The organism is Pyramidobacter sp. C12-8, from assembly GCF_002007215.1.
Taxonomy (GTDB): Bacteria; Synergistota; Synergistia; order Synergistales; family Dethiosulfovibrionaceae; genus Pyramidobacter.
Genome location: NZ_MUHX01000024.1, coordinates 26,912 through 40,309 on the forward strand (window position 1 = coordinate 26,912; position 13,398 = coordinate 40,309).

At 58.3% G+C, this 13,398-nt stretch carries 11 protein-coding genes; 9 read left to right on the plus strand and 2 right to left on the minus strand.

Annotation, left to right across the window (positions count from 1 at the left end; genetic code table 11):
• Positions 1-20: 20 nt before the first annotated feature.
• From B0D78_RS09210 to B0D78_RS09240, 8 genes are all read left to right on the plus strand, one after another.
• Positions 21-386, plus strand: a complete 366-nt coding sequence (locus B0D78_RS09210) for an arsenate reductase family protein (protein WP_078016679.1) — start codon at positions 21-23, stop codon at positions 384-386.
• A gap of 487 nt (positions 387-873) precedes the next feature.
• Positions 874-2,532, plus strand: a complete 1,659-nt coding sequence (locus B0D78_RS09215) for a dipeptidase (RefSeq protein ID WP_078016680.1) — start codon at positions 874-876, stop codon at positions 2,530-2,532.
• 132 nt (positions 2,533-2,664) lie between these two features.
• Positions 2,665-4,266 carry a dipeptidase gene (locus tag B0D78_RS09220; protein WP_078016681.1) on the plus strand — a complete coding sequence of 534 codons (1,602 nt, stop codon included), beginning with the start codon at positions 2,665-2,667 and terminating at the stop codon, positions 4,264-4,266.
• Positions 4,267-4,369: 103 nt separating this feature from the next.
• Positions 4,370-4,930 (plus strand): DUF6305 family protein, encoded by a 561-nt coding sequence (locus B0D78_RS09225; RefSeq protein ID WP_078016682.1) that lies wholly within the window; start codon positions 4,370-4,372, stop codon positions 4,928-4,930.
• A 98-nt stretch (positions 4,931-5,028) separates the two neighbouring features.
• A complete protein-coding gene (locus tag B0D78_RS09230) occupies positions 5,029-6,363 on the plus strand; it encodes a C4-dicarboxylate ABC transporter (RefSeq protein WP_078016683.1) in 1,335 nt (444 codons plus the stop codon).
• A 6-nt stretch (positions 6,364-6,369) separates the two neighbouring features.
• A complete protein-coding gene (locus tag B0D78_RS12870) occupies positions 6,370-6,534 on the plus strand; it encodes a hypothetical protein (protein WP_168170081.1) in 165 nt (54 codons plus the stop codon).
• A 15-nt stretch (positions 6,535-6,549) separates the two neighbouring features.
• The gene (locus B0D78_RS09235; RefSeq protein ID WP_078016684.1) at positions 6,550-7,719 is read left to right on the plus strand and encodes a succinylglutamate desuccinylase; all 1,170 of its coding nucleotides are present in this window, start codon (positions 6,550-6,552) and stop codon (positions 7,717-7,719) included.
• 34 nt (positions 7,720-7,753) lie between these two features.
• Positions 7,754-9,421, plus strand: a complete 1,668-nt coding sequence (locus tag B0D78_RS09240) for a dipeptidase (protein ID WP_078016685.1) — start codon at positions 7,754-7,756, stop codon at positions 9,419-9,421.
• A 151-nt stretch (positions 9,422-9,572) separates the two neighbouring features.
• Here the strand turns inward: B0D78_RS09240 and B0D78_RS09245 are convergent, their stop codons facing one another.
• Together B0D78_RS09245 and B0D78_RS09250 are read right to left on the minus strand one after the other, a co-directional pair.
• On the minus strand, positions 9,573-10,985 hold the full coding sequence (locus B0D78_RS09245) for an aminopeptidase (RefSeq protein WP_078016686.1): 1,413 nt from the start codon (positions 10,983-10,985) through the stop codon (positions 9,573-9,575).
• A 240-nt stretch (positions 10,986-11,225) separates the two neighbouring features.
• A complete protein-coding gene (locus tag B0D78_RS09250; protein ID WP_078016687.1) occupies positions 11,226-12,053 on the minus strand; it encodes an IclR family transcriptional regulator in 828 nt (275 codons plus the stop codon).
• Between the two features lie 295 nt (positions 12,054-12,348).
• Here B0D78_RS09250 and B0D78_RS09255 point away from each other — a divergent pair, with 295 nt between their 5' ends.
• Positions 12,349-13,257, plus strand: a complete 909-nt coding sequence (locus B0D78_RS09255; protein WP_078016688.1) for a ketopantoate reductase family protein — start codon at positions 12,349-12,351, stop codon at positions 13,255-13,257.
• The last annotated feature ends 141 nt before the right edge of the window (positions 13,258-13,398 follow it).

The window sequence follows — 13,398 nt, forward strand, 5'->3', positions numbered from 1 at the left end:
TGGAACGGAGCGTGAAAAGCATGAATCTTTTTCTCTGTTACGACAGATGCAGCACATGCAAAAAAGCCGAACAGTGGCTGAAAGACAACGGCGTCTCCTACGAAAAGCGCCCTATCGTGGACGCTCGCCCCACGGTCGCCGAACTGCGCGCGTGGCACGAAAAAAGCGGTCTGCCTGTGCGGCGCTTTTTCAACACAAGCGGAATACTCTACCGTTCGCTGAACGTCAAGGACCGCCTGCCCGGCATGTCCGACGAGGAAGCGTATGAGCTTCTGGCCACAGACGGGATGCTCGTCAAGCGTCCTCTGCTGGTTACGCCTGAAGCCGTGCTGCCCGGTTTCAAAGAAGCGGACTGGGCCAAGGCCCTGAAAAAACAGCGCCTGTGAAAAACGCGCATCGCGTCAATCATGAGGCCGTCTCAAAAGTCAATTGAGGCGGCCTCTTTGCTATATCTTTGATGAGCTCTATGCAGTGCTACAGCACTGCATAGAAGCGGAACGAAGCGGTATCATGTATCTTGAAAGACAGTTCTGTAGTTTTGGGACAGCTTCTCTCAATGACTCATAATTTTCAGACGACAACACACGTAAAGAACAAAACGACGGAATCATTTCCTAAATCTTTATCTCGCTGGGGAAAACTGTTACACTTTTAATGGTTTGGACGTTTCTTTAATCGAGAATTTGCGTCAACTCTTTCATGGGCATGAGAAAAGAAATTTTGTTCAAAGCGCCATCTTCAGTTGGACACATTCTTGCCAGATCTTCCTTCTTAAATTCCTTATCGTGCAGTACCGGGCCGTCCATGGGGGCAGCGCGGAGTGTTCTTATAAATCCTGCAAACGGCAGGCAGATTTCAAGGAGGTCATTAGGAATGGAAATGAAACGTTTCTCGGCAGCGGCCTTCGCCAGCGCCGCCCTGCTCTTCTCGGCGGCGGCGGCGATGGCCTGCACGCCCATGGGAGTGGGCGCCAAGGCGTCGGCGGACGGCTCCGTCATGGTGAGCCACACCTGCGACGGCTGGTACGACAACCGCATCAAGATCATTCCCGGCGGCGACCACAAAGAAGGCGAAATGGTCGACATCTACAACGTCATGTGCGTCGACACCCGCCCCAACAAGCCGCTGCGCAAAGTCGGCGAGATCCCACAGGTCGCGCACACCTACACCTACTTCCAGATCGGCTACCCCTTCATGAACGACCAGCAGCTGATGATGGGCGAGTTCACCTGGAGCGGGCGCGACGAACTGGCCTCCACCGAAGGCCTGATGTACATCGAGAACCTCGAGGCGCTCGGACTGGCCCGCGCCAAGACGGCCCGCGAAGCCATCAAGGTCATGGGCGAGCTGGCTGAAAAGTACGGCTACGCCGACGGCGGCGAGACGCTGATCATCGGCGATCCCAAGGAATGCTGGGTCTTCGAGGTCTGCGGCGGCGGCCTGTGGAACAAGGATTCCGGCACCCCCGGCGCTCACTGGGCGGCCAAGCGTCTTCCCGACGACGAAGTGTTCGTCGGCGCCAACCGTTCGCGCCTCGGCGTCATCGATCTGAACGACACCGAGAACACCATGCACTCCACCGACATCACCAAGCTGCCCGAGGCCATGGGCTGGTGGAAGCAGGGCGAGCCCTTCGATTTCTCCACGATCTTCAACCCCGAGCCCTACGGCTACGCCTACTACGCCGCACGCCGCGAGTGGAGAGCCCTGAACCTGGTCGCTCCTTCCCTGAAGTTCCCCGTGCTGGCCAAGTGGGAGATGTACCCCTTCTCCGTCAAGCCCGACAAGAAACTTTCCGTCAAGGACATCATGGACGTGTACAGCGATCACCTTGAAGGCACCGACTACGACCTCACCAAGGGCCTGGCCGCCGGCCCCTTCGGCTGCCCCAGCCGCTGGCAGACGCCCAAGGACGTTCGTCCCGAAGGCCGCAAGGGCGACGACTGGGAGCGTCCCATCGCGCTGTTCCGCTGCTCCTACAGCTTCGTCTCCCAGAGCCGCGCCGACATGCCCGACGCCGTGGGCGGCGTGCTGTGGTTCGGCGAGGATTCCCCCGATACCACCGTCTACGTTCCCATCTACTGCGGCGTGACCTCCGTGCCCAAGGCGTGGAGCGAGACGAAGCGTCACGTGTTCGACCGCGACAGCGCCTGGTGGGCGTTCAACCTCGTCAACAACTGGGCGACGATCCGCTGGGACGCCATCTATCCCGAGATCCGCGCCAAGAAGGCCAGCTACGAGGACAAGTTCTTCGCCGACCAGAAGACGATCGAAGACCACGCCGTCGAGCTGTACAAGAAGGATCCCAAGAAGGCGGTCGAATACCTGACGGCCTACACCAACAAGGCCATGAACGAAGTCAACGACGGCTGGTGGGATTTCGCCTTCGAGCTGATCGGCAAGTACTGCGACGGCGGCGTCATGCAGCCCGACGGATCGCAGAAGACCCCCGGCTATCCCACGGAATGGCTCAAGGCGGTCGACTTCGGCGGCATGACCGAGCGCGACCTGAAAGCAACCAACAGCAAGTAGTTTTTTCGCTTCCGCACCAGCGTTAAAAAGCCGGCGGAACTTTGCCGCCCCGGCGCAGAAGTTCCCGCCGGCTTTTCGTCTCGTGAAACGGAGAATCCGAACGTCTGACCCATCATAAGGAGGTAAAGGACCATGCGAGCAAAGAGCACTGTCATTTCCAGCATACTTGGCGCCATGCTTCTCGCCGGAGCGGCTTCGGCCTGCACCGACGTGGTCGTCGGAGCGAAAGCTTCCGCCGACGGTTCCGTCATCACTTCCCATACCGCGGACGGCGCGTTCTACGACGCGCAGGTGCGCTTCATCCCCGGCGGCAAGCATGCCGACGGCGAGATGACGCCCGTTTTCTGGAACATCACCAACGACGAATCCGCCGAGATCACGAAGATCGGCGAAATCCCCCAGGCGCCGGAAACCTACGGCTATTTCCACGTCGGCTACCCCTTCATGAACGAGTACGGCCTGGCGATCGGCGAAAGCACATTCGCCCAGAAAGTCGAAATGAAGACGTTCCGGCCCGACGCGCGCGCCATCCTGACGATCGAGCAGCTCGAAGTCCTCGCGCTGCAGCGCACCAAGACCGCCCGCGAGGCCATCGCCCTGATCGGTTCTCTGGCGGAAAAATACGGATTCCTCGGCTCCTGTGATTTCGAAGGTGAAAGCCTGACGATCGCCGACGGCAAGGAAGCCTGGCTGTTCGAGATCCGTTCCGCCGGCATGATGTGGACGCCCGAAAGCGGCAAGCCCGGGGCGTACTGGGTCGCTCAGCGCGTTCCCGACGATATGGTGCTGATTACCTGCAACGTGGCCCGTATCCAGGAAGTCCATCCCGAAGACACGGACAACTTCATGGCCTCCAAGGACTACCGCCAGTTCGCCATCGACATGGGCTGGTGGGATCCCGCAAGCGGCGTCCCCTTCAACTGGGCAAAGGCCTACGCCCCTTACACGGGCGGCTGGGCGCTGTCGTCCGACTGGGTCCGCAACCGTCTCTACTCGCTGTACCGCCGTCTCGATCCCGACCGCGAGTGGGATCCGCTGGCGGAAGCGACGTCTTATCCCTTCGCCGTCAAGCCCGGCAAAAAGCTCTCCGTGCAGGACGTGCAGGCAATGCTGCGCAGCCATCACGACGGCACGCAATTCGACATGTACGACGCCGACGAATGGTTCATCCGCAAGGACGGCAAGCTCGTCAAAAGCCCTCTGGCCTCGCCGTTCCCCACCCGCGACATGCGCGCGCTGCTGAAGATGAACTACAGCCGCCCGGTCTCGGTGATCAACTGCGCCTACAGCTTCGTCGCCCAGGCCCGCAACGGCATGCCCAAGCCCTTGAGCACCATCCTGTGGTTCGGCTTCGACGCGCCCCACACCACCTGTTACGTCCCCATCTACTGCGGCGCGACCGACACAAAGGCCAGCTGGCGTCAGTTCGACCGCGACAGCTACACGCCCGAATCCGCCCAGTGGACGTTCATGCTCGCCGACGACCTCGTCTTGAAACGCTACGCCGAGGCCATGGCCGATCTCGAAGCCGTGCGCACGCCTCTCGAAAAGAGCTTCTTCGACGAGACGGCCCGCATCGACAAGGAAGGCGCCGAACTTTACAAAAAAGATCCCGCCGCTGTCAGCAAGAGGGTCACCGATTTCACCATCGACTGCATGGACAAGGCCGAAAAAGCCTGGCATCAGCTGAACAGGACGTTGATCACCAAGTACATCAACAACAAGAAGAGTTAAGCGTCTGGAAACGCCTGAACGGTTCAGCGCCGCTTCCGCAGGGAAAACGGCCTGGATCGTTCAGTTGCTTCATCAATTCTTATCTTTCACTGGAGGTTTTTTCATGAAAAAGTTATCCGCCGTTTTTGTCGCCTTGCTCGCCGCCTGCGTGCTGAGCAGCTTCGCGTTCGCCGTGGAAGTGCCCAAGCTGAACGCGCCCTTTATCGTTACCACCTGCGGCCAGAGCCCCGGCGCCGTCATGGTGCACATGTCGGCCATGCAGTCGAAGATCGCAGCCAACCACGACAACAAACTCACCGCCGACAAGCTGGCCGCCGCCAACGCCAAGACGCTGATCGTCACTTCCGGCACCAGCATGAAGGGCATGGGCGCCGCCGGCACCAACGTTGAAAACGAGATCGCCCGCTGCACCGAGCTGATCGCCGAAGCCAAGAAGCTCGGCATGACCGTGATCGGCGCTCACATCGAGGGCATGGCCCGCCGCACCGACAACTCCGACGCCGCTTCCATCGAAGCCGTGATGAAGGACGCCGATGTAATCCTCGCCGTCACCGACAGCGACAGCGACGGGTTCTTCACCAAGTACGCCCAGGAACACAACAAACCTCTGATCGTCGTCAAAGACGCTCTGGCCATCGGCCCCGCGCTGAAGGCCGCCGAATAAGGCAAAGGCGTTCCCGCAGCCTGTTCGCCGCTGGAACGCCTTATTTTTCCGCGCTCTTTTCCATTTAAATTTTTTCCGTTGAAAGGACGTATTTGTCAATGACTATGTTTGTCCATTCTTCGCTGGTGCTGGCTGCGGTCGTCGTAGCGTTCGCCATCGGCAAGAAAATGAAGATAAGCACGGAGCTGTCCATGTTTCTCTCGGCCCTGGTCGGGCTGGCGGTGCACGCGCTGCTTCCGAAGGGCGTCGACCCCCGTTCGCCCCTTCCCTTTGTGGAAATGATCCGTCACGTGGTCGAAGGTTCCTTCACTTACTTCGACGTGTGCCTGACCTTCCTGACGGCCACGTTTTTCATGATGCTCTACAAGGAGTCGGGCGGCGTGGCCTACATCGTGCGCTGCATCGTGCGCAGCTTCCACGCGCACCGTTTCGTCTGCCTGCTCTTCCTTACGGTCCTGATGCTGGTTCCCGGCGCCATCACCGGTTCGGGAGCGACGACGGTGCTGACGGTCGGCTCTCTGGTCGGTTCGGTGCTGATGACCATGGGCGTCTCCGAAGACCGCCGCGTGGCGCTGATCTTCCTGCTCGCGGCCATGAGCGCGGCCTGTCCGCCCATCAACCTGTGGGCCATGATGGCGGCCGCCGGCGCGAACATGCCCTACGTCGGATTCGGCGCGCCGCTGGCGCTGATGTCGATCGTCGGCGCTTTGTTCTCCACCTTCTGGCTGGCCGGGCGCGGTAAACCGATCGACGTGGAGCAGGCGCTGAAGGAACTGCCCGAAGCTCCGGCCGGATGGAATTGGCAGAAAGCCGTCATTCCCTTCGTGGTGCTGGTCGGTCTGGTCATCGCCGGACGCGCATTCCCCTTCAACTTCCCCGTCCTCGGCCTGCCGCTGGTGTTCATGATCTCGGCTCTTTCCGTCATCGTGCTGAGCCCCATTCGCCTGCGCATCTTCGCGGTCGCCCGTCAGACGGTCGAGAACCTGCTCGGCCTGGTCGGCGCGATGGTCGTCGTCGGCACGCTGATCCAGGTGCTGGCGCTGAGCGGTGCCCGCGGGCTGCTGTCGCTGATGGTGGTGACGCTGCCGTTGACGGTGCTGTTCGCCACGCTGTGGATCATCCTGCCGCTTTCCGAAGGCGTGCTCCAGTACGCCGTCGCGCCTCTGTTCGGCGTGCCGCTGATCATGCTGTTCAACATGCTCGGGCTCGACCCGATCGTGTCGCTTTCCACCTGGTCGGTGATGTGGCCCGTCGGCGACTGTCTGCCTCCCACCGCGGTGGTCGGGCGCGCGGCGGTCATGGAGCTTGACTACAAGGGAAATTACTGGGGCGGTTTCGTCAAGACCGCGCTGGTCCCCATGCTCTTCATCCTCGCCGTCTGCACGGCCTGCATGGTGTACAGCAAAGAGCTCGCCGCTGTGATTGGAGGTTAGTCGATCATGATCATGCTGAACAATATCGTTATGTGGCTGTATTACGGGATCGCCGCGTTCTTCCTGCTGGCGGTGGTCATGAACTTCGTCAAGACGAAAGATCCGCAGAAAGCCGTGCTTTACAGCATCGTCATGATGCCCTTCGTACTGCGCCTTCTGCGCCTCAAGTAAAGGAGGGCGCGCGCAATGAATCTGAAAGCCGTAAAATGCCTTGCTCTCGTCGTCGCCGGAGCGGCGGCGGCCACCGCAGGCATGCTCTTCAAAGAACACCGCGAATTCAAGGAACCGGTCGTGCCCAGCGCGGCGCTGACTCAGGTCAAAAAACTGAGCGAATACTTCCCCGACGGCGGGCTCAAAGGGACCGTCAACGACGCCAACGTCTACTTTTTCGACAGCGGCGTGCCCGGCGGCACGATCCTGATCATCGGCGGCACTCACCCCGAAGAGCCGGTCGCCAACATGTCGGCCCAGGTTTTCACGGAGAACGTGAAAGTCACGCAGGGACGGGTGATCGTCATCGATCGCCTGAACACCAGCGGCTCGACGCTCACGCGTCTGGGCGAAGCCTATCCCCGCTTCACTCACGTCAAGACGGACTGGGGCGTCAAACGCTGGCGTTTCGGCGACCGCGCCAGCAATCCTCTCGACTCGTGGCCCGATCCCGAAGTGTACATCCACTACCCCAGCGGCCAAAATCTGGCCTACATGGACATCCGCAACGCCAACCGCGCCTGGCCGGGGCGCGCCAACGGGCTGCTCACGGAGCGCACAAATTACGCCGCCATGCAGCTGATCCGCCAGGAACGCGTCGACATGACGATGGACTTCCACGAGGCCGAGCTTGAGTATCCCGTCGAGAACACGATGGTCGTGCATGAAAAGGGGCAGGACGTCGGCGCGATGACGTCGATGACGCTGACCTCGACGATGTTCGACGTCCCCATCGGCATGGAATTCTCGCCCAAAGCCCTGCACGGCCTGTCGCACCGCGAGATCGGCGACCACTCCGAGGCCACGTCCTATCTGTGCGAAGTGGCCGAGCCGATGCTCGACCGTATCCGCGGCATCACCGACGAAGAACTGGCGATGTCGGGCAAGGACCGTTTCGTCATGAAAGCCGGCGAGCACCATCTGCTCTACTCGCCCATCGACGAGAACGGCTGGCCGGCGGAAAAGCGCGTGGCGCGCCACGTGCAGACCGTGCTGACGCTGATCGAAGTCAACAACATGATCCATCCCGACAAGACCATCCTGATCGAGGACGTCCCCGGCTACCGGGAGATCATGGATAAAGGGCTGGGATTCCTGTTCCACAATCCCGCCGAAGCTCCCAAGGACCGTCTGTATTACGATTAGGCCTCAAAGCCAATTCACGAAGGAGGAAAAAAATATGAAACGTATTTCCGCAACGCTTTTCGCCGGCGCCGCTCTGATAGCCGCCGCTTCGGCATCGGTCGCCTGCACGCCTATGGGCGTCGGCCCGAAGGCCACCGCCGACGGTTCGATCCTCGTCGCCCATACCTGCGACAGCTGGTACGACGCCCGCGTGCGCGTGGTGCCCGGCGGCGAGCACCAGCCCGGCGAAATGGTCGACGTCAAGATCGTCTCCTGCATGGACAGCCGTCCCGGCCGTTCGCTGACGGTCGCCGGCCAGATCCCTCAGGTCGAGCGCACCTACACGTATTTCCATATCGGCTATCCGTTCCTCAACGAGCATCAGGTCATGATCGGCGAGCACACATGGACCGGCCGCGATGAAGTGCAGAGCGCCAGCGGCCTGTTCTACATCGAGAACCTCGAGGCCCTCGGCCTGCAGCGCGGCAAGACCGCCCGCGAAGTGATCAAAGTCATGGGCGAACTGGCCGAAAAATACGGCTACGGCGATGGCGGCGAAGGCCTGGTCATCAGCGACGGCAAGGAATTGTGGGTCTTCGAGATCTGCGGCGCCGGCCTGCTGTGGACGAAGGACAGCGGCAAACCGGGCGCCATCTGGGCGGCCCGCCGCGTGCCCGACGACGAGTTCTTCGTCGGCGCCAACCGTTCCCGCCTCGGCGTGATCGACTTCAACGACAAGGACAACTTCATGTACTCCGCCAACATCACCGCGCTGGCCGAGGAAATGGGCTGGTGGAAAAAGGGCGAGCCCTTCAACTTCTCGCACATTTTCGACAACGGCAGCTACGGCGAAGCGGCCAAGAACAGTTTCGGCAGCTCGCGCCGCGAGTGGCGCGCTTTCGACATCGTCGCGCCCTCTCTCAAGCTGACGCCCGGCTCGGGCCTTCAGGATTATCCGTTCTCGGTCAAGCCCGATCACAAGCTGACCGTTCAGGATCTTGAGAAGATCTACAGCGACCACCTCGAAGGCACGCCCTACGACATGACCAAGGGTCTGGCGGCCGGCCCCTTCGGTTCGCCCGCCCGCTTCCGCCCGCAGAAGCCCAAGCACGACATGGAAGACCGCAAGGCGTGGGCTTCCTGGGAACGCGCCATCGCCGTGCCGCAGTGCTCCTACAGCTTCATCGGCCAGACCCGCGCCGACCTGCCCGCGGCGATCGGCGGCGTGCTGTGGTTCGGCCTCGCCGCTCCCGACACGACCGTTTACACGCCCATCTACGCCGGCGTCACCGAACTGCCGCAGAACTGGGGCGACAACGACCGCGTCAACTTCAACACGGAGAACCCCTGGTGGGCGTTCAACTTCGTGCAGCAGTGGGCGCAGCACCGCTGGGACATGATGTACCCCGAGATCCGCGCCAAGAAGGCCGCGATCGAACAGCGTTATTTTGACGCGCAGCCCGGCGTCGAAAAACTGGCGCTTGAGCTCTACGCCAAGGCTCCCGCCGCGGCCAAGGCGTTCCTGACCAACTACTGCGCCACGAACATGAAAGCGCTGGAGAAAGATTGGTGGGCCTTCGCCGCGCAGCTGATCTCCAAGTACGGGCAGATGCCCTTCTACGTCGAAGACAACAAGATCAAGCAGCCCGGCTACGATCCCGAGTGGCTCAAGGCCGTCGATTTCGGCAATACGATGGCCGACGACGTCAAGAACGGGCGCTAAGGCTCCCGAAAAAAACGGCATGAATTAACCTGACAGCACTGTTCCACGTGGAACATTCGAAGAGGCCGAAGGCTGATGAATCAGATTTCATCAGCCTTCGGCCTCTTTTTATCGGCGGCGTATCAAAAAGGAAACGACGTTCCTGCGTCCCTTAGCGCAGATAATTTTTCATCTCGGCGGCGCTGTTGAGGAAGGCCTCGTAGGCGCGCGCCGTTTCGTAGACGTCGGCTTTGCTGGCCAGTTCGAAGGGGGCGTGCATGCTCAGCAGAGCCACGCCGCAGTCGAGCACGTGCATGCCGTAGCGAGAGGCGAAGGGCGCGATCGTGCCGCCGCCGCCCAGGTCGATGCGTCCCATGGTGCTGATCTGCCACGCCACGCCGGCGTCGTCAAAAACGTCGCGAACCATGGCGACGAATTCGGCATTGGCGTCGTTGCAGCCGCTTTTGCCCTTGGAGCCGGCGTACTTGACGATGGCCGGTCCGCTGCCGAGGCGCGCGGTGTTGTTCACCTCGAACGCGTCGGCGAAATTCGGGTCGTAGCCGACGGTGACGTCGGCGGACAGCAGTCTGGAATTCTCCAGCGCCAGATCCAGGTCCAGCGCGTCGCCGCCGCATAGGCGCACGAGGCGGGCGGCAAGGTTTTCCATGTAATGGGAGTTCATGCCGGCGTTGCCGTTGCTGCCGACTTCTTCCTTGTCGACGAACATCACGCCGGCGGTGTAGGCCGGGCGCGCCACGTTCAGCATGGCCCGCAGGGCGGTGTAGACGCAGACGCGGTCGTCGTGCGCGTAGGACGCGATCATCGAGGCGTCGAGGCCGACATCGCGCGCGCGGCCGGCGGGGACCGCTTCGAACTCGGCGCTGACGAAATCCTTTTCGGCGATGCCGTAGCGTTCTTCCAGCAGCGCGAGGATCTGTTTCTTGACGGCATCCCCCTCGGCCCCGGCCAGCGGCACGGAACCGACGACGAGGTTCAGTTCTTCGCCTTTGAGCCCCTCTTCGAGAGAGCGCTTCATCTGCTCGGCGGAAAGGTGCTTGGGCAAATCGCTGACGTACATGACGGGATCGTTTTCGTCCTCGCCGACGACGACGTCGACGCGCTCGCCGCCTTTTTTGACGACGACACCGTGCAGGCTGAGCGGCAGCGCCGCCCACTGGTATTTTTTGATGCCGCCGTAATAATGGGTTTTCATCAACGCGTAGCCGTCCTTCTCGTAAAGGGGGTTGGCGCGCAGGTCGAGGCGCGGCGCGTCGGCGTGGGCGCAGATCAGGTTCATGCCGTCGGTCAGCGGTCTTTGGCCGATCACGAAGAGCGCGGCGGCCTTGTTCTGGCGCAGCGCGTACACTTTGTCGCCGGCGTTCAGTTCGCGGTGCGCCACGCACAGCTCGTCGAGGTCTTCATAGCCGGCGGCGCGCGCCTGACGGATCACTTCGGCCGCGGTCTCGCGTTCGGTCTTGCACACGTCGAGAAAGGCCTTGTAACCTTCGGCGAACTCCATGATCGCGCTCTGCTTGTCCTGCTTCCAGAGCGACGGATAAAGACGGGTAAAACCGTTCTGACTCATTGAGATACCTCCCATAAAACTTAAGATGAATTCGTCCCGTAATTTCAGATTATACCGGAAAACGGAAGAAACCGCAGACGGAATGCCGCTCTGGATATGAAAAGATCATAAAGTTAGCCTGATATGTACCTTCCTTACTGGCTGTCCAGTAAAGAGGGTACATATCAATTTTTTTTCTTTGGCTATACTATAAAGAAATAGTATTACAGAAGTACTTCAAGTTAGCAGCTTAGCCGATGATCATGGCAGATACCCAAGAGCACAAGAAAGCTCTCGTGCTGCTGCAAGTAGCTTGGGGATAACATTTTGCGCTTCCTGCTTGATATCGCGACCCATGATCTTTGCGAGAGCAACGCTCATGGCAGCGATAGTGGCACCTCTGTAATTACGAATAGGAGCTGCAATGCAGTAAAGGCCTTCAACATATTCTTCATCGTCAATACTGTACCCGCGCTCTCTCGTCTGGGCCAATTCAGTGCAAAGAGCTTCAAGGTCAGTGATTGTATTAGCAGTATACCGACGGAGCTGCAGGAGGTCTTCATGGCATTGAATTGTGTTTCTTGCCGCTGTCTCCGACGAATTTCTATAATTTTCCCGAATCTCTTCTTCCGGAAGAGCCGCAAGAAGCATTTTGCCGAGCCCTGTACAGTAAGCCGGCATGTAGGCACCTAGAGGAAGATTGACGCGTATGGTGGACTGGCTCTCGATTTTTTCGATATAAGCGATGGCATAGGACTCCATAACAGCAATGTTCACACCTTCGCCTGTCTGATTCGCGAGACGCGCCATGAAAGGTTTCGCGATTTGACTCAGCCCTAGTGAACGCACAACGCTGTGACCAAGATCGAAAAACTTTAGACTATTCGAGTATTTAAGATTACTTTTATTCTGATTTACATAGCCAAGAGAGCGTAGCGTAGCTAAAAGCCGGTGTACAGTGCTGCGGTCAAGAGAAAGAAGAGAACTTAGTTCAGAAATGCCTAATTCTTGATGTACTTTAAGCATTTCCACAATAGAAAAAGCACGTTCAATTGACTGGACTCGCCCGGCGTTTGACTTATTATCCATAATAACTCTCCTTCATGTGTTCTGTAGTAAAAAATACCCAATAAGCTGCATAATCGGAAGAATCTTTAGGCTAAGATTAGCAGGTAGGTAAATAAAGTGATTGACATCTGGTGAAGGTTATGTATAATGATTTTACTAGGCAATATACCGTTTCGCAATACGAAATTAATTCGGATTTTATGATCTTTATTCATGAATAAGCACGATAAGTCATGAAAAATTATGGAGTATAATTTGATAATCATAGTAATTGGCCTTTGTTTTTATAGCTTTCATAGTTAAAGGAGGAGATACCATGAAGATTGCCATTATCGGCGCAGGGGCGATGGGGAGCCTTTTTGGTGGTTATCTGTCGCAGAAGAACGACGTTTATCTTGTGGATATTTGGGAAGCTCATGTAAACGCAGTGAACGAGCAGGGGCTCAAAATTGAGGAGAAAAACGGAGCACTTCGCGTCTTTCACCCGAAGGCGACAACAGACGCAAGCACTGTAGGCGCAATTGATCTCGCGATCGTGTTCGTAAAATCCATCCAGACCGCCGAGGCAATGGAAAAGAACCATTCATTAATTGGTCCTGATACGATAGTGCTCTCTCTTCAGAATGGTTACGGCAATGACGCAGATATTTGTCGCTTTGTCGATAAAAAGAACGTTATCCTCGGCACCACGGCACATGGTTGCACAATGAAGGGGCCTGGACACGTATACCACGCTGGGGTTGGCTTAAACCATATCGGGCCAATTATCGGAGAGTGCGCAGCGGCTGCAAATGTGGCGGACGTGTTGACTGCCTGCGATTTGAAAACTGATGTTTCCAGCGATGTCATGAGACTTGTATGGAGCAAGCTGTTTGTCAATGTGGGGATCAACGCGATAACCGCTTTGCTGAAGATGCCTAATATCTGTATTGCTGAAAATCATTACGCCAACGCGCTGTCGAAGGAATTGGTATACGAGGCTGTAAAAACGGCAAACGCCGGTGGGGCCAATTTTGATCCATCTCAGGTGTTTGCGAACGTGGTAGACATTGCGCGCGCGACGGGAGCGAACCAGTCGTCCATGTTGCAGGATGTGTTGAAGAATCGGAAAACCGAGATCGGTAAAATCAACGGCGCCGTTATAAAAGAAGCTGAAACACAGCATGTGGACGTGCCCGTGAACAGTACGATCGTGAAATTGATTCAAGCTTTGGAATTGCAATAGAGCGTTACACTATGGCTCTGTCTCGGGTGGAAGCGTTTACAACAAATATCGTTAACTTAAAGGAGACCAGCTATTAAAAGTCAAGCAGGAAATTCGAGCTCATGCCCGAAGTATTTCTAGCCGGTTGCCCGCGTGAAAAAG